15 protein-coding genes and 1 tRNA gene are annotated in these 16,346 nt (G+C 65.3%); 10 read left to right on the forward strand and 6 right to left on the reverse strand.

Features of this window, described 5'->3' with window-relative positions:
• Positions 1 to 137 precede the first annotated feature (137 nt).
• The 6 genes from C8D81_RS04310 to soxR all read left to right on the forward strand — a co-directional run bounded on the left by C8D81_RS04310 (position 138) and on the right by soxR (position 7,053).
• A complete protein-coding gene (locus tag C8D81_RS04310; RefSeq protein ID WP_094401276.1) occupies positions 138 to 1,568 on the forward strand; it encodes a sugar porter family MFS transporter in 1,431 nt (476 codons plus the stop codon).
• A gap of 180 nt (positions 1,569 to 1,748) precedes the next feature.
• Entirely contained in the window at positions 1,749 to 2,978 is a 1,230-nt protein-coding gene (locus tag C8D81_RS04315) for a cytochrome P450 (RefSeq protein ID WP_144009256.1), read from the forward strand.
• 44 nt (positions 2,979 to 3,022) lie between these two features.
• Complete coding sequence (locus C8D81_RS04320) at positions 3,023 to 3,973, forward strand: PDR/VanB family oxidoreductase (protein WP_094401274.1); 951 nt, start codon at positions 3,023 to 3,025, stop codon at positions 3,971 to 3,973.
• A gap of 41 nt (positions 3,974 to 4,014) precedes the next feature.
• A complete protein-coding gene (locus C8D81_RS04325; protein WP_094401272.1) occupies positions 4,015 to 4,998 on the forward strand; it encodes a helix-turn-helix transcriptional regulator in 984 nt (327 codons plus the stop codon).
• A 106-nt stretch (positions 4,999 to 5,104) separates the two neighbouring features.
• On the forward strand, positions 5,105 to 6,595 hold the full coding sequence (locus C8D81_RS04330; protein WP_208109102.1) for an MFS transporter: 1,491 nt from the start codon (positions 5,105 to 5,107) through the stop codon (positions 6,593 to 6,595).
• Positions 6,592 to 7,053, forward strand: coding sequence for a redox-sensitive transcriptional activator SoxR (gene soxR, locus C8D81_RS04335; RefSeq protein WP_229123755.1), 462 nt, complete (start codon positions 6,592 to 6,594; stop codon positions 7,051 to 7,053). The genes C8D81_RS04330 and soxR overlap by 4 nt, the downstream gene beginning before the upstream one ends.
• Before the next feature lie 93 nt (positions 7,054 to 7,146).
• Here soxR and C8D81_RS04340 read toward each other — a convergent pair whose 3' ends face one another.
• Positions 7,147 to 8,343: a DUF4041 domain-containing protein gene (locus tag C8D81_RS04340; protein WP_208109103.1), complete on the reverse strand. Its 1,197-nt coding sequence runs from the start codon at positions 8,341 to 8,343 to the stop codon at positions 7,147 to 7,149.
• Between the two features lie 173 nt (positions 8,344 to 8,516).
• Positions 8,517 to 9,767 (reverse strand): hypothetical protein, encoded by a 1,251-nt coding sequence (locus C8D81_RS04345; protein WP_208109104.1) that lies wholly within the window; start codon positions 9,765 to 9,767, stop codon positions 8,517 to 8,519.
• 204 nt (positions 9,768 to 9,971) lie between these two features.
• On the opposite strand from C8D81_RS04345, the gene C8D81_RS20820 reads away from it, so the two are divergent.
• The 3 genes from C8D81_RS20820 (at position 9,972) to C8D81_RS04355 (ending at position 11,258) form a co-directional block, all read left to right on the forward strand.
• Entirely contained in the window at positions 9,972 to 10,142 is a 171-nt protein-coding gene (locus C8D81_RS20820; protein WP_166646668.1) for a hypothetical protein, read from the forward strand.
• 27 nt (positions 10,143 to 10,169) lie between these two features.
• The gene (locus C8D81_RS04350) at positions 10,170 to 11,054 is read left to right on the forward strand and encodes a CPBP family intramembrane glutamic endopeptidase (RefSeq protein WP_094401264.1); all 885 of its coding nucleotides are present in this window, start codon (positions 10,170 to 10,172) and stop codon (positions 11,052 to 11,054) included.
• 127 nt (positions 11,055 to 11,181) lie between these two features.
• Positions 11,182 to 11,258: transfer RNA gene (locus C8D81_RS04355), tRNA-Pro, on the forward strand.
• A gap of 15 nt (positions 11,259 to 11,273) precedes the next feature.
• On the opposite strand, the gene C8D81_RS04360 is transcribed toward C8D81_RS04355, so the two are convergent.
• The 3 genes from C8D81_RS04360 to C8D81_RS04370 form a co-directional block, all read right to left on the reverse strand.
• Entirely contained in the window at positions 11,274 to 11,666 is a 393-nt protein-coding gene (locus C8D81_RS04360) for an ArdC family protein (protein WP_229123754.1), read from the reverse strand.
• Positions 11,667 to 12,119: 453 nt separating this feature from the next.
• A complete protein-coding gene (locus C8D81_RS04365; protein ID WP_094401262.1) occupies positions 12,120 to 14,243 on the reverse strand; it encodes a DEAD/DEAH box helicase in 2,124 nt (707 codons plus the stop codon).
• The gene (locus C8D81_RS04370) at positions 14,234 to 15,121 is read right to left on the reverse strand and encodes a HamA C-terminal domain-containing protein (RefSeq protein ID WP_166646669.1); all 888 of its coding nucleotides are present in this window, start codon (positions 15,119 to 15,121) and stop codon (positions 14,234 to 14,236) included. Before C8D81_RS04370 ends, C8D81_RS04365 begins: the two co-directional genes overlap by 10 nt.
• A 419-nt stretch (positions 15,122 to 15,540) precedes the next feature.
• Here C8D81_RS04370 and C8D81_RS04375 point away from each other — a divergent pair, with 419 nt between their 5' ends.
• Entirely contained in the window at positions 15,541 to 15,684 is a 144-nt protein-coding gene (locus tag C8D81_RS04375; protein ID WP_094401258.1) for a DUF2188 domain-containing protein, read from the forward strand.
• A gap of 341 nt (positions 15,685 to 16,025) precedes the next feature.
• On the opposite strand, the gene C8D81_RS04380 is transcribed toward C8D81_RS04375, so the two are convergent.
• The gene (locus tag C8D81_RS04380) at positions 16,026 to 16,343 is read right to left on the reverse strand and encodes a hypothetical protein (protein ID WP_094401256.1); all 318 of its coding nucleotides are present in this window, start codon (positions 16,341 to 16,343) and stop codon (positions 16,026 to 16,028) included.
• Positions 16,344 to 16,346 lie beyond the last annotated feature (3 nt).

Below are 16,346 nucleotides of genomic sequence, written 5' to 3' on the forward strand. Positions count from 1 at the left end.
CGATCGGCCATCTGACGGAGAACATGGGGGCCTCGACGATCCAGCTGGCCCCGGAGCAGTTCGCTCGAATCGGGTGCTAGTTTGCGAAGGCGACCGGTAGACCCCACCGGCCGTCGACGTCGACGGGAGGGCACCCCGTGTCAGAACTCGGCAACACCTCTGGCCAGGAACCGGCCACCCCGCCGGCTGCACCGCCCACCAGACACCGACGCAATATCGCGATCTGGTTCTTCGGTGCCCTCGGCGGCATCCTGTGGGGTTATGACACCGGGGTGATCGGCGGCGCGCTGCTGTTCATCGACAAGGACATCATCCCCAACCCGCTGATCGAGGGCATGGTCGTCTCCGGGCTCCTGCTCGGCGCGATGATCGGCGCGATGGGTTCGGGCCGGTTGTCCGATCGGCTGGGCCGCAAGAAGCTGATCGTCGCCGGCGCGGTGGTGTTCATCGTCGGCACCGCGGGGGCGGCGCTGGCGGTCAACTCGGCGCTGCTGATCCTCTTCCGGATGGTGATCGGGCTCGGGGTGGGCATCGTCTCGGTGGTGGTGCCGATGTACCTCTCGGAGCTGGCCCCGAAGAACATCCGCGGCGCGCTGTCCTCGCTGATGCAGCTGATGGTGACCACCGGCATCTTCCTCGCCTACCTGGTCGATCTGGCCTTCCAGGAGGCCGGCCTGTGGCGCTGGATGATCGGCCTCGGCGCGGTGCCGGCGGTGGTGCTGCTGTTCGGCATCCTGACCCAGCCGGAGAGCCCACGCTGGCTGGTGGCTTCGCACACCAGCGAGGAGCACGCCCTGTCCACCCTGATCAAGCTGCGTGGCAACCACACCGAGGCCGAGCGGGAACTCAACGAGATCAAGGCCTCGGTGCAGGCCGAGGAGGACGCACCCGACCCGATGAAGCTGGGTGACCTGCTGACCTCACGGCTGCGGATCCTGCTGGTCATCGGTGTGCTGCTGGTGTTCTTCCAGAACTTCGGCGGGATCAACACGATCATCTACTACGCACCGACCCTGCTGGCCAACATCGGCTTCACCCCGTACCAGTCACTGCTCGCCAATGCCGCGATCGGGTTGCTGAACATGCTGATGACCCTGCCCGCGATCCGACTGATCGACCGGGTCGGCCGCAAACCGCTGCTGATCGGTGGCGCCATCGGGATGTGCTTCGGGATGCTGTTCCTCGGCACGGTGTCGGTGCTCGGCCTGACCTCCGGTCGTGGTGCGCTGTCGATCGCGGTCACCCTGATCGGTATCGGGATCTACATCGCCTCGTTCTCGATCTCCTGGGGCCCGGTGCAGTGGGTGATGCTGCCCGAGCTGTTCCCGCAGCGGATCCGCGCCGGGGCGATGGGCATCACCACCACGCTGAACTGGTTGTTCAACCTCACGGTGGCCCTGATCTTCCCCACCTTCCTGGCCATGTTCGGTGCCGCGCCGAACTTCTATTTCTTCGCGCTGACGACGTTCCTGGCGTTGATGTTCGCCTGGCGGCTGCTGCCGGAGACCAAGGGCAAGAGCCTGGAGGAGATCGAGGCCCAGCTCGTCGGCTCCCGAGTCCAGGGCTGACCGGCCCACGGGCCGGGTCCGCCCCGGCGTACCAGATCCTGCTGCCGAAGTCGTCGCGCATTCCGGATAGCGCCGCGCCAAAGCGGATGGTCCGTCACGGGCGGCCGACATAACGTCTCCTTCACTCGTGGGGACCCCGTCGTTGCCGGGAATCCCCAAGCACCAATGGAGGAGCGACCAATGACGACCGCAACCGACTATGCCGCCCAGCACACGCCGAGCTGGCTGAACGAGCTGAGCGGCCAGGAGCTGGACCAGCAGCTCACCATGGATCCCTATCCGCTGTACGCCCGATTGCGTGCCGAGGCTCCGATCGTCTGGGTCCCGCAGATGCAGGCCTGGTTCGTCACCCGTTACGACGATGTCCGCGCGGTGGCCACCAGCAGTGAGGCCATGCACGGTGCCGCCGATCCGGCGCAGTTCGCCACCTTCGGTGAGGGCAACGTGCTCTCCGCCGAGGGCGATGCGCACACCGAGCAGCGGGCGTTCATCGATCCGCAGCTGCGCAAGCGCAAGGTGCTGAAATACATCGATCCGCTGGTCCGGCCGACCGCCAAGCGGCTGATCGCCGAACTGCGCGACCGTGGTCGGGCCGACATCGTCAAGGAGTACTTCGAACCGGTCAGCGTACGCGCGCTCGGTGATCTGCTCGGCCTGGAGTCGGTGGACTCGGAGACCCTGCAGCGCTGGTTCCACACACTCGGCGACTGCCTGGTCAACAAGGAGGTCGACGCGAACGGCAACCTGGTCAACCAGGAGGTGATCGCCCGTGCCGATGCGGTGAAGGAGGAGATCCGCGGTGTGGTGCTGCCGATCATCGAGCGGGTGACCACCGAACCCGACGACTCCAGCCTGTCGCACTGGGTGCACGACGGGACCGACACCCCGCGCTCGGCGGACGAGCTGTGGCCCACCCTGTACGTGTTCCTGCTCGGCGCGATGCAGGAGCCCGGCCATGGCGCCGGCAACACCCTGCACGGCCTGTTCAGCCGGCCCGACCAGCTCGACCAGGTGCGCGAGGATCGTTCGCTGCTGCCGGCCGCCATCGAGGAGGGCATGCGCTGGATCGCCCCCATCGGTACCTTCGCCCGCGTCTGCGTCGCTCCGCTGACCGTCGCCGGCAAGGACTTCCAGCCGGGTGACATGGTGTTCGGCTCGATGGGCTCGGCCAACCGGGACGACAGCCGCTGGGACGATCCCGACACCTTCGATGTGCACCGCGAGGCGCAGCCGCATCTCGGCTTCTCCGCCGGCGTGCACACCTGTGCCGGCAGCCACTTCGGCAAGGCGGTCGAGGAGGTCGCGCTCGATGAGCTGCTCACCTCCTTCCCCGACCTCGCCCCTGACGGCGACGCCGTCACCCGCGGCTGGTTCTTCCGGGCCGTGCAGTCGCTGCCGGTGCGGTGGTGAGCACCATGACCACCTTCGCCACACCTGTTCGTCTGGAGGAAGTCATGTTCGATGTGGAACCCGCACTGGAGCTGGTCGTGCAGCGGCGTACCGACGTCGCCGACGACACCATCACCCTGACCCTCGCCGCCCCCGACGGCAGCGACCTGCCGGCCTGGGAGCCGGGTGCGCACATCGATCTGGAGCTCGGCTGCGGACAGACCCGGCAGTATTCGCTGTGCGGCGACCCGACTGATCGCAGCAGCTACACCGTCGCGGTGCTGAACGAGCCGGCCAGCCGCGGTGGGTCGCGGTTCATCCATCAGGAGGTGTACGCCGGGACGCCGATCCAGGTCCGCGGGCCGCGCAACCACTTCCGCCTCGAGCCGACCGAGCGGTACACCTTCGTGGCCGGCGGGGTCGGCATCACCCCGATCCTGCCGATGATCGCCGCGGCCGAGGCCCGCGGGGCCGACTGGGAGCTGCACTACGGCGGGCGGACCCGCACCTCGATGGCCTTCGCCGCCGATCTGGTCGCCCGCCACGGGGATCGGGTACGCCTGCAGCCGCAGGACGAGGTGGGGCTGTTGGATCTGGCCGCGGTCCGCGACCGCGGGCGTACCGGCGGGTTGATCTACTGCTGCGGACCCGAACCGCTGCTGGTCGCCCTCGAGGACTCCTGCGCCGGGGTGGCGGGCCAGGTGCGTCTGGAACGGTTCCATGCCAAGGAACAGGAGTTCGGACCGGATTCGCCCTTCGAGGTCGAGCTCGCCGAGAGCGGGATGACCGTCCAGGTCGAACCGGGTGTCTCGATCATGGAGACCCTGCGCGGTGCGGGTGTCAAGGTGCCGTCGTCCTGCGAAGAGGGCACCTGTGGCACCTGCGAGACCGGCGTACTGTCGGGAGAGGTCGACCACCGCGACAGTCTGCTGACGCCTGCCGAGCAGGCCGAGAATGACTGCATGATGATCTGCGTCTCGCGGGCGAAGTGCGCGCGGCTGGTCCTCGAGCTGTAAGTTTCCCGGCTCCGGCTGGCTTCACCGAACGGAGGTCGACGATGACCGCCAGGCTCCCCCTGCAGCGCTTCACGCTGTGCGCGAGCAATGAGTTCGAACCGTTCTCCGAGCTGCTGGGCCGGGTCTACTACCCCACCCGGCTCCGGCAGCCGGTGCGCGGCATCATCACCCCGGACACGGCGATCATCAACGCGGTGCATCGGCGCGACTTCACCATCGGCTATGTGCGTCCGCCGCACGACATGCAGTTCCTGCCGGAGAACGACCGCACCACCTTCCATGTGAACCTGGCCTGGACCGGATCGCTGAGCGCGATCTCCGGGGACAGTGAGGTGCGGGTACGCCCCGGGGTTGCGGTCGTGCACAGTCCTGGGGAACGGCACGCACTGCACCGCTGGCAGCACGGGACCGGTGTCGTCGGTCTCAAGTTCTCCCGCGAGCTGGTGGAGAGCGAGCTGACCGCACTGCTGGGTCATCCGCCGGACGAGCCGCTGCGGTTCGCACCGGAATTCCAGCTCAGCAACGGGCTCGGCGCCACCTGGTTCAACCTGGCCCGCACCCTGCTGAGCGAATTGGATCAGCCGGGGTTGCTGGAGGCACCGGGAATGCTGCAACCATACGTCCGCACCTTGGTGGTCGCGCTGCTGAATGCGCAGCCACACAACTATTCCGAGGAGCTCCGCGAACCCGACGGGCCGCCCCGACCGCGCATTCTGCGGCTCGCCGAGGAGTCCATCGAACTCCGCTTCGCCGAGCCGTTGACGGTCACCGATCTGGCCCGGGATGCGGGGGTGAGCGTACGCCGGCTGCAGGAGACCTTCGCCCAGTTCCACGGCACCTCACCGAAAGCATTCCTCACCGATTTCCGGTTGGACCAGGCGCGGCGCGCGTTGCTCGCCGGACAGGGCACGGTGACCGAGGTCGCCCAGGACTGCGGGTTCACCCATCTGAGCCGGTTCGCGGCCAGCTATCGGGATCGCTTCGGCGAACTTCCCTCGGAGACCCGCGCCCGCGTGGTGCTCTGATCAGCTGGGATCGGACAACACCGGAGGGGTTGACCTCAACCAAGGTTGAGGCGCTGGAGTCGTCACTGCCCGGGGCGCGCGGCCCTGGGCGGGAAGGACGCTCGCCATGGATTCCAGCAGCACCTCGACCGAAGCGCCGCCGATCGGCGCCACCGCCACCCCATCCAGATTGACCCTGCCGGTCGTGCTGGTCGGCGTCGCGCTGGTGGCGATGTCGATCTCGGGCACCGCGATCGCGTTGCCGAGCATCGGCCGGGATCTCGACGCCTCCGGCTCGCCCCTGAATTGGGTCGTCGCCGGTTACAACCTCGCCTTCGCCGCAATGACCCTGGTCGCCGGTGCGACCGCGGACCGGGTGGGCCGGCGCCGCGTCTTCGTCGCCTCGGCGACCATCTTCGCGCTGGGCTTCCTGGCGATCGCGCTCGCCGGGTCGATCGTCATCATCGATATCGCGCGCATCGTCTCCGGGATCGGTGGCGCGGGGGTGATGGCCGCCGGCGGGGCGCTGCTCGCGTCCAGTTACGACGGTGCGGCCAGGAATCGCGCCTTCGCGTTCATGGGGACGATGGCCGGCGTCGGCATCGCGATCGGTCCGACTCTGGTCGGCGCGTTGATCGCCGCCAGCGGCTGGCGGGGCAGCTTCGTGGTGTTCGCGGTCCTCGGCGCGCTGATCGCCCTGGGAGCGGGGCGGCTGGCCGAATCGCGGGCCCGCGATGGGCGTACCGACTGGGTCGGCAGCGTGTTGTTCGTGACCGCCTTGAGTGCGCTCATGTTCGCGCTGTTGGAAGGCCCGGAGATGGGTTGGGGGCATCCAGGGGTGCTGGGCGCCCTCGGTGGCTCGCTGGTGGCGTTCGTCGTGTTCGGTGTCGTCCAGCGGCGGAGCCCGGCACCGGTGCTCGCACCCGAGCTGATCGCGAACCGCAGGTTCATGGGCTGGTGCCTGGCGACGCTGACCACCTCGATCGGATTCCTTGGTGTATTGGTTTTCCTGCCGACCTACCTGCAATCGGTGGCCGGGTACGCCCCGGTCGTCTCGGGGGTGGCGATGCTGCTGCTGACCGCACCGGTGCTGGTCGCACCCATGCTGGCGGTGACCCTGGTCAATCGTGGGGTTTCGGCGCGGATGCTGATCATGATCGCGCTGCTCCTGGTCGTGGTCGGCAACGTCGGTCTGCTGCTGCTGGGTCCGAGGAACACGGTCGCGCTGATCGCGGTTCCGCTGCTGCTGGTCGGGATCGGCATGGGGTCCTCGTTCGGCATCACCGATGGGCAGGCGATGTCGCTGGTTCCGGTACGCCTGGTCGGCACGGCGGCAGGGTTCCTGAACACACTCCGGGGAGCTGCCGAGGCGTTGGTGATCGCGGCGTTCAGCGCCGCCCTGTTGGGATTTCTCACTGCTCGCCTGGGTGAACCGGAGGCCGCGGCCGGTGTCGCCTCGGGTCGTCTCGACCCGGCACCCGGTCTCGCCCGAGGCGTACAGATCGACGCGTTCACCGCATCCTGGCATCTCACCCAGATCGGTGTCGGTGTGGTCTGTCTGGTGCTGTCGGTGGTGGTCGGTGTCCTGCTGTTCGCGAAACCGGGACGCGCCCGGTGAGCCCTCCGGTGCGCCGCGTCGATCCGTCCCAGCCGTTGACGATCGGCGAGGTGATCCGGCGGAGCGGGGTGCCGGCGTCCGCGCTGCATTTCTATGAACGCAAGGGACTGATCCGCAGCACTCGCACCTCGACGAACCAACGCATGTACGAACGGCACATGCTGCGCCGCATCTCGCTGATCCTGGTCGCGAAACGGCTCGGGATCCCGCTCGCCGACGTCGCCGAGGTGTTCCGCGGTCTGCCGGACGACCGTGCACCGAGTCACGCCGACTGGCAGCGGGTGTCCCGGGCGTGGAAGCGCCAGCTCGAGGAACGCCGCCGCCAGCTCGAGGCGCTGGAACATGAACTCACCGGCTGCATCGGGTGCGGCTGCCTGTCGATGAAGGCCTGTCTGCTGTTGAATCCCGACGACGCGCTGGGTGCACGGGGGCCGGGGCCGGTACGGATCCAGGGCTGAGGATCGCGGCCGACGGGGTGGTCGTAGGGCCGTAGTTGGTTTGACGATCAGCGCGGCGGGATCGCGATCGCCTGGTCGACTGATTACACGGGCTCAATTGGTCGAAGTGGATATTGACCGGTTGGGCCACTCCTGTTGAACGCTGGCGGGCCATGCGCTCAGCGACTGCCGATACTCGGTCGCGTCCGCATGCTCGGCGAACTCCAGAATGTTGCCAACCCGCTCCAGGAGCACCTCGCGCACCTCCGCTGGTGTGGCGAAGAAGAACTCTTTGCGGAAGTTGGCGCGATTGAGTGCGCGCGTCGCGAAATGCTTGTGCAGCTCATTCTCCAGTGTGACCGCATCCTCGGAGAAGAACAACGCGTGGATGTCGAAGCGGAACGGGACGGACGCGCCGCTGAGTTCGGAGATTCGTTCGGTCGGCTCCAGCCGCCTTGTCAAACCGATCTTGACAACCCCCGGTCCGAAGGCACCCTCGTTGGAGATCACATAGATGTAACCGGCACGGATGTTCGCCGCGCGGAAGTCGTTCTGCTCGATGGCTTCATCGACTGCGGCAAGCCGATTGAGGAGCTGTTCGTCGGTGCGCCCCTGCGCCCGGAGTGTTTCGAGGGTATTGGTGAGGTGAGCGCGCTCCTTGTCGAGCCGGGCACGCTCAGCTTCCAACTCCTGTTGGACGCGGCGCTCCTCCCGCAACCGGGCTCGCTCTTCGCGCGCCGCTTCGCGCTCCTCCTGTTTCCTCATCAGCCAGTCGGACGTCAACTCGATCTCGGTCAACCTCAACCGGTGAAAGTCATCGTCGATGTGCATCTCCATCAACGAGCCCAGTTTCGCGATCGCCGTTCGCGATGCTTCGAGCCTTCGGACCGCCGTGACGACATTGCCGGCGCGCAGAGACCGTAGCGCGTTGTCTGCCTCCGCGTTGTACGCCCGCAACATCAACCGCCCGAGGTCGTTCGCCAGCTTCCGCCCTTGGGCGAGAGAGTTGTTGAACGTGAACATCTCGGACTTGACGATGGCGCGATCAGCCCTCACCAGTGCGGCGATCTCCGCCTCCAAAGCACGGAGGCGATCCTGATAAGCCGCCGCGTCCTCCAGCGGATGGTGATAGCGGTAGATTCCAACATCCTGCAGCACCCGCGCATCGTCGAGTTCCACAACGGGCCCTTCCACAGCCGCTTCGAGCTGCTTCCGAAGCAGTGCGTTCTCAGCCTCCAAGAAGGTCAACCGCCCGTCACCAGCGGCACGGTCGGTCGAAGGTTCAGCGGACGCACCCGGGTCCTGCGGCACCGAGCTTGCCTCTGGCACGTCAGTGGCAGCCAACGATTGGGCCGGCAGCCACAGCTGCCACCCTGGCGGAGCCTCAGGCCAAGCTGGGTCCGGTGACCAACCCATGGGCGGCTTCCATCCGGGCGGTGGCTGTGGCCAACCGGGCGGCGGGTTGAAGACGAGATCGTTCGCTGTCATCGCGCGCGCCGTACCCCAGCACTACTCACCGGGGTCAGGCCGTATGGGTTCTTGGAGAGTGCCGCACCCAGGTGCTGCAGGGTTGCCGAGGGCACCACCGCTGACAGGTTCAGTTCGGAGAAGGTTTCTCGCCCGGTCGCGACCGCCACCAACGGTACGTACTCGGGCCGGCCGGTCGCTGGGCTGACGGTCTCTGTTCCCAGTTCCAATGAGATGGACCGGATGATGCCCCGGCGGTCAGCCTCGAACACCTCATGCAGGCTACGAATTGCGACGTTGTGCACGATCGCCGCGTAACGGTCCTTGAGATCCTTCTGCGCCAAGGTCGTGGAAGTGATTTCGTCGCTTGCCTTGGTGTACCGGTAGGTCTTAACAGTCGGAATCTGGTCCGGCCCAGGAATCTTCACGTGCAACCGCAGTTCGGCCGTGGCGGGATCGAACTCCGCACTGTGCACGACCGGGAAGGACTCCGGATAGATGGAGTTTGCCAGAACGATTCCGACATATTCCTGGACAGCATCCACCGTGCCATAGCCCAGACCGACGATCAGCTCATCGAGCCCCGCGTTCTGCTCCTGCACCTGACGTTCCCGCGCCTGACATTCCTGCCGATAGCGATCGAGCTCCCGCGCGAGATGTTCCTCTCTGTTCCGCTCAGCGGCTGCATACCGCTGCTGTTGTTCGGCGCGGCGAGCAGGCAGGGTCGCCATGTAGTGCTGCCAGCGCGCATAATCGTCGGCATACTTCGCTTCGGCGGCCGCCTGCGCCTCGGCAAGCTTCTTCTTGCGACCGATGACGCCAGTCGGTTTCGGTACCTCACCGCTCCGCGGCGGCGGATAGTCGAGCAGCGGCAATGGCCGCGGGATCGGTGTCCGAAGCTCCTCACGGTCGAAGGGTGGATGAGTCGCCACCACCCGCAGTGCTTCCAGATCGACGAAATCGTCCACATCGAGGGTGGCGCTGAGGATCCCATCGAGCTCTGCGTACTGGTCTGCCAGTTCGGCATTCATCGCCTCGACTTTGGCCTCCATGGCGGCGACGTGTGCGGCGCGTGCCTCTGCCTCGAGCCGTTTTCGCTCGGATTCCACTGCTCGGTTGTACGCCGCCTGCGCCCGCTCCGCCGCGCGCTGCGTCTGCTCGGCGTGGCGAGCAGCGGCCAGTCGTTCCCGCTCGATCGCGCGCTGGCGTTGGGCCGCCAAACGCTGCTGGTGCTGCATTTCGGCAAAGAATCCGCGTCGACGCCCCACCGGTACCTCCTGTTTCCCAATGTCTGGTCAGATTCTAGGCTGACGCGCGGGTCCGGTGTGGCTGCTTCGCGGAGGTCTGTGAACTCAAATCGGTTTCACTGGACAGCTCGACATCCGAATCTCCGGTATGAATCGCAGGCTTGCGGGAGCCGCATGGGGATGGAGCCGTAAGGTGGCCGAAGGATCACGATCGAGAGGACTCCGATGAACAGCAAGTTCGACAAGATGCGCGAGAACCGCGAGGAGCAGGGCGAGCGCAAGCAGGAGCGGCTGAGCGAGACCATCGACGAGGTCGAGGGGACCCGCGAGGGTTCCCAGGACGAGCGTCGCAAGGAGGGTGATGCTGAACACCATCATGGCGAGGACCAGCGCTGACGCCGATCGGCGCGGCATGATGGCGGGATGACCCCCGCAGCACCGCATCACTCCACGCGACCCTCCCCCGCCGCCGCGACCGCAGCGAGCACGCCTCGACGGATCTTTGGCGTAGCCGAGATCCTGGCCCTCGCTGGCGTGCTGTCGGTGTTCGGGTTCGCGTTCAATCTGATCGGGTTGCTGCCGCTGATCGCTGCGGGCGTCACCGACCCCCAGCCGTGGACGGTCGCGGATTCGGGTGCGCGCCTGGTCGGCTATCTGGTGGGCGTCGGCGCCACCGTCGGCATCATCGCGCTGTATCTGAAGTTCCGGCTCGGCGTGCGCCTCACGTCGCTGGGGTTGATCCGGCCGCCACGCTGGCTCTCGCTGGTCGTCGGCCTGGTCGCGGGCGCGGCGATCAGTGCTGCGGGGATCGGGATCGCCTGGTCCACCGGCCGGGTGGCGCCCGTCGAGCCGGCCGTGCTGCCCGGTGTCGGGCTCCTGCTGCTGATCGGGCTGCTGTATCTGCTGACCTATCTGATGCAGGGTGCCGGCGAGGAGATCGTCGCCCGCGGCCTGTTGCTGCGCGGGCTCTCCTGGTGGATCGGACTGCCGGTCGCCGTCGCCGTGCAGGCGCTGTTCTTCGTCGCGATCCATCTGGGGAACCCGAACCTGACGCCGACGTACGCGGTGTTCGTGCTCGCTTTCGCCGTCTTCGCTGCGTTGCTGGTGCTGGTGCAGGGGCATCTGTGGGGTGTGATCGGTCTGCACGGCGGGTACAACGCGATGTTCTTCGCCGGCGCCCAGCGTGGCCTCGGCCTGCGGGATGTCGGCGATGTGGCCAACCTGAACAGCCCCGACATTTCGACGATTCCGATCTACGTGGTGGGCATCATCGTGCTCGCGGTGGTGCTGTGGCGCCGCCCGGCATGAGCTCTTGGCGCGAGTCCTCGCGTTCCCCGGGCGAGGAACGAAGCGACGGGTCGAAGGGATTGGCTGCCCGCCCCCAAACTCGTGTAAAGTCTCTCTGGCTGTCCGCGGGCGGCACACAACTGAAGAACGGGCTGTAGCGCAGCTTGGTAGCGCACTTGACTGGGGGTCAAGGGGTCGCAGGTTCAAATCCTGTCAGCCCGACCAGAAAGTCGCGGAAACTCAGGGGCTTCCGCGACTTTTTCGTTGGTGAGATTTGATCGGGAGCAGTTCGCCGTCGGTCTGGGAGGCGTCCCACACATACGCTGGGCGTGCGCCAACCATCCGCGAGCGCACCACCTCACCGGCCTTCGGCTTCTCCCGCGGCCCCAGCCGCCGCCACGAGCCCGCATCGGAAGGCGTCTCCGTCGCGAACCGGCCCGTCACGCGCGCCAAGATCATGTACCCGCTCTGGCCCTTCATCACCTGACGACCCAAGCCCTGCGACTGCCGGTACCCGGCGACCAGCGTCGGAATAGGCTCCGGCACCCGGCCCGCCTCGAACGCGGCCTCGTGCTGCACCCAGATCGGCATCGTGTTGTTGAACGAGCGGCTGCGGAACCGGGCAGCGAACACCAGCGCCTGTCGCCAGTCGTCGCCATCGCTGGACCTCCCTTCGCCGGGGGTCGCTCCCGAGGCGGGAGTGACCGTGCGACTGTGAGGTACGCCGGGAAGGCCAGAAACGAGACGATGACCGGCAGGGATCGAGACAAACCCGACGAGTCTCTACCGGACTACCCGACCAGCGCAGGGTTTGGTGAGGCGTGGCGGTGACCCTGCGGTTATCACCGGGATCGCTGCGCGTTTCACCCGGTAGCCTGCGGATGCTCAGTGCGGCTCAACCCTCGATGGCCACTGGGGGCAACACCCACACTACGGCGAAACTGGTTGCGCGGCGAAGTCAGGATGGGTCTCCTGCTCAAGGAGACGCGAGACAGCACGTATGCGACGCGCAGCTGGTCTGCTGGTGCCAGCGAACCCGCCGTCGCTCACCGGCCGCGCCGAAATCGCCCCAGTGTGGTGGGATGGTCAGAGCGTCCGTTGTGTGTCGGCGAGCATCTCTCTTTCGAAGGGGCCGAGTGTCGATGGTGGTGCGTCGATCTCTCGCAACCTGTCGAGCACTTCGTCGAGCCCCGACGCACGTCCCAGATCGAGTTGATGCCGAAGTTTGAGGGTCAGTGATATCGGGAGCCCGTATTCCTCCAGGACGGCAGCGAACGATGGGAGAAACAAGTTCTCCAGCTCGTTGGCGAAGACCGCAGTGCTGCTCGCCGTGAACCTTTCCGGGCCGAGCGTGTCATTTGCAATCTTCTCCAAGGCGGCAAACGCGGTCGGGATCTTGAACTGCGCCCAGTTCCTCAGGAACTCAAGCTCACTCTCCATGGCGTTGTCTGCTGAGGTCCCCCTGGACACGGCCTGCTCGACGAGCGCCTTGAAGTCGCCTTGTTGTGAGCGAAGCATGTTGACTCGTGCGCCGAGCTGTCTCGCGGTCCGCACCGCGTTTCCTGACCCTGTGAGCATGAACAGCAACGGCGCCAGGTCTCTGACTTGCGCGCTGGTCGGATACGTCCCGTTCCACGCGAGTGTTCTCATCCACCGGCGCCGATCAGACGCGATCTGATCTGCAGTCTGTAACTGCCACGAGAGCGGAACGCCCTTGTTCTCTCTGAGCGTCTCGAGGCTGAGCAGCGTTTGCTCCAGGTATGGTCGCAGCTGTTCTTTGCTGCGCGGAGACAATTCCGCTTCCGGCAAGTGGATCAGAATCTCGTCCGCGACGTCGTCTGGTTGGGAGAGGATCGGTGCGTCGACAGTAAGGTCGGCGGCATGTGGCTCAGGGTTGAAGACGACCACCCGCCCCACGAAGTGGCGGAACATGCGTCCCGAGCGCCCTCGAATGTTGCTGAAGGTGAAGTAGTCGTACTTCTTCGTCGCGATCTTGTTGTCGAGCACGACGACGGACTTTGCCGACGTGTTCACGCCTTCGATCAGCGTGCTCGTGACGAGTAGATACGGTAAGCGCCCGTCATTGAAGAGCCGGACGATGTGGTGAGCAAGAGCGCGGGGCAGCTTTCCATGGTGCACACCGATCCCGTGTCTGAGTGCCTTCCCGACGTACCACTCAGGATGATAGGCCTGCCCCACCCAATCGGCGACCTGGCCAAGTACTGGATGAAGGTTGCCCGCCCCGACGCCACGGTCGACGAGCCACTTCGTCACTTCTCGAACACGAGGAGGGGATTTGCAGAACACCAGAGTTCCCGGCCCTGTCTCTGTGCAGACGTCGGCCAACGCATTCGGTAGCTCCGCAGCACCAGCGTGGACTCTATCGACATCAGTCACGACTGTCGTGAAACCCGTGTTCACGAACGACGCGCGAAGTCTCTCGCTTGTTCCGCCAGCGATGCTGGCGATGTTCGGACCGAGGAGGTAGAACTGGGCACCCGTCGAAAGAAGCCGGTGGAACAGGACATTTAGTTGAACGGCACGGTCGTCGCTGTGATGAGGGTCGAGCTTGTAGAACTCATCGATCACAAAGAAATCGAGATCTGGGATACCTCCCAGTTCGAGCAGCCGTTCTTGTGTCATTACATAAAGGTTGCGCTCGCCGCGGCGCTGTGAGCCGTGGGTGATCACCTTGTACTGGTCAGCCAGTTTCGCGAGCCGGCGCCGCGTCTCGTCCATCAGGGCAATCGTGGGCACGACGACTGCGGCATTCCTGTAGCGACCCGCGGCCAGGATCGCATCAACGACCAAGCTTTTTCCGAAGCTTGTCGGCGCGGAAAGGATGACGTTCTCTCCGCTCATCAGACGCTCGTACACTGCGGCCTGTTCTGCGTGAAAGACGACGTCGTCTCCAATAGCAGGGGTTGGTCGGTGCATCTCGAATGCGAGACGGTCGGCTGTGGGCAGCTCGGCGATATCGCGCAGGTAAGGAAAGAGACCATGCTCTCGAACCAAGCCCTGCAGGATCTCGTGCAGCGGAGTTGACAGTTCGTCTCTTCGAGCGAGGAAACGGATGAGCAGCTCGCGTGCCTCGTCGCGGTTGACGAAGGCACCGTGGCTTGCGATGTCGGCCAGCAGTTTGAAGGCGTCATGTTCTTCGAGAGCACCACCGTGGAGCTGCTGTCTCGCTTCGAGGAGGTTCAGCGCCATCGGGTCAGCTCCTCATCGAGCGCGTCGGTCAGAGCCTTCTTGCTCGCCATCGGCAAGAGGAACAGGCGAACGGTCACCGCGAGATTGCTGTCGATCGCATTCCCGAACTTGATCCACGCGCGCCGAACTTCGGCCTCGAGGGCTTCCCGGTACTCGGCGCAAACATGGTCGTGCGCGGCTGTGACCGTGCTCTCATATGCGACAAACACAGGAACGACGATGCGGTCGAAGACCTCGTCCAAGGATGTGTTCGGATGCATGAGCCTTCGCAGTTCGTCACCATGAGGATGGTCGTCGTCGATCTTGTCCGCGATGAGGGCGAACTCAGATCGGAGATAGTCCTGGTCGAGATGCTCGTTGAGGTCGGTGGCAACCGACCGGATCGCCGAGGTCAGACTTTTGTAAAACTTGGCCTCGCCCAACCAGAGCTGGAGCTCATCTCCCTCGTGGACGCAGTGGACGGCGTCGAAGCCCTTGTATGTGTCGTTCGATGCTGTCTTGAACCACACCTTGTTGATCACCGTATCGCTGCCGAAGAACTGGCGACACACGGCATGCAGCAAGACCTCACCGGGAACACCGCGATCGTTGCCGTTGCCGAAGGTGATCTTGACTGCTCGGCGCGCCAGCTCTGTCGCCCGCCCCGGGGTGAGCATGGCGCGCTCGGAACGTCGCAGAGCGAAGTCAAGCACCCAGTCAACAACATGAGTTGCGAGCGCGGAAGCGCGCCAGCTCTTCAGCTCGTAGTCCACGGTCAACGCCATCAGCGAAGGCGAAAGCGAGGGGTCATGCACCGACGCAGACAGGAGAGCCACGGGAAGGTCGTCGTCTTCAGGACCGCAACTGCATGACCGCTGATCCAAGGTCTGTGCAGTCATTGGTGCTCCTCGTCGAAAACAGCCTCCTACAACCGAATATATCCGCAAGGATCGTCCTCGCGAGCGAGACATACCCGCCACGGGTAGTAGCGGTATCGGTGTAGGCAACTTGAGTCCTGCCGCCGCCGCAATGCTCATCGGGATCTGAGGCAGGCAGGGACAGGTCACAGGTTCAGTTCGGCCGCAAGGGCCAGTTCCTCGTTCATGATGGTTGAGCCGTGCTCAACTACGGATGCTCCCGCTCGACCCGGCCGTCGACGTGTCGATCGAACATGTGTTCGAGGCGTGGGGAAGAATGCGAAGCATGACGCGATTGCGCCGCGTTCGGTCCACCAGGCCCTCGTTGACTTCGCCCGATTTGAGAGGAGGTGAGGCATGAGCAAGAACGGTGACTACTCGGTCGTTCCGCGCGGAAACGGGTGGGGGCAGAAGCCTATGCCGCGGCGCGCGACTATTCCGCAGGCCACGGTGGCGGAGAGGTATCGATCCACGGCCGCGATGGACGGATTCGTGACAAGAACACGCTCGCTCCAGCACACGACCCGCGCAACATCAGGGGCTAGACGCCCGCGAGCGCCGAGTCGGTGAAGGGGAAGCCATCGACCCGGCGCTTGTCGCCAATGAACAGAACTCGACCCATCAAATGCTCATTTCAATCACCCGCCACGGTCCGCCATCGACCGGTTTATACTCGTACCAAGCGAACCGCCCGGTTCCATGTCAACACAAGGGAATCCCGCGAGTTCCCGAGATGATCGGCGGAGACCGGATATTTCCCGGGCTCCCCAAGGGGTCGCGGGTTCAAATCCTGTCAGCCTGACAACGAGATGATCGAGAGTGCTGGCTTCTTGCATGGCGGAGACCGTCACTTCTACTTTCCCGCCGTGCCATGGGAATGGCGCGATCAGTCCCCGGCCCGGCTCCAGTGCTCGCCGGAGCCGACGAGGGCTGCGGCGTACTCCGCCAGCTCGCGCTGGGAGGCGAACCGCTCACCGATGGCTGCAATCACGTCCTCGCCGAGGTCGGCGCGCAGGCGGGCGGTCTGCTCGACGGAGAAGGTGGTGAACGACTCGTACTCGAAGCAGCCGAAGAAGTCCTCCACCACCGGGCCCAGGTCGTGGATGCTCAGCACCAGCCGACCGTCCCCGTCCAGATATGCATCCGCATAACGCCGCGAGCCGCGCTCATCCTGCGAGTCCTCGAAAACGTGCCGATCCCCCATGGG

The organism is Enemella evansiae, from assembly GCF_004362375.1.
In the GTDB taxonomy this organism is placed as follows: domain Bacteria; phylum Actinomycetota; class Actinomycetes; order Propionibacteriales; family Propionibacteriaceae; genus Enemella; species Enemella evansiae.

Excerpts from the sequence above, each read along its gene's own strand:
- C8D81_RS04315 (WP_144009256.1), top strand. The coding sequence starts at position 1,749 with ATGACGACCGCAACCGACTATGCCGCCCAGCACACGCCGAGCTGGCTG.
- C8D81_RS04320 (WP_094401274.1), top strand. The coding sequence starts at position 3,023 with ATGTTCGATGTGGAACCCGCACTGGAGCTGGTCGTGCAGCGGCGTACC.
- C8D81_RS04325 (WP_094401272.1), top strand. The coding sequence starts at position 4,015 with ATGACCGCCAGGCTCCCCCTGCAGCGCTTCACGCTGTGCGCGAGCAAT.
- C8D81_RS04330 (WP_208109102.1), top strand. The coding sequence starts at position 5,105 with ATGGATTCCAGCAGCACCTCGACCGAAGCGCCGCCGATCGGCGCCACC.
- C8D81_RS20820 (WP_166646668.1), top strand. The coding sequence starts at position 9,972 with ATGAACAGCAAGTTCGACAAGATGCGCGAGAACCGCGAGGAGCAGGGC.
- C8D81_RS04350 (WP_094401264.1), top strand. The coding sequence starts at position 10,170 with ATGACCCCCGCAGCACCGCATCACTCCACGCGACCCTCCCCCGCCGCC.
- C8D81_RS04365 (WP_094401262.1), bottom strand. The coding sequence starts at position 14,243 with ATGGCGCTGAACCTCCTCGAAGCGAGACAGCAGCTCCACGGTGGTGCT.
- C8D81_RS04370 (WP_166646669.1), bottom strand. The coding sequence starts at position 15,121 with ATGACTGCACAGACCTTGGATCAGCGGTCATGCAGTTGCGGTCCTGAA.
- C8D81_RS04380 (WP_094401256.1), bottom strand. The coding sequence starts at position 16,343 with ATGGGGGATCGGCACGTTTTCGAGGACTCGCAGGATGAGCGCGGCTCG.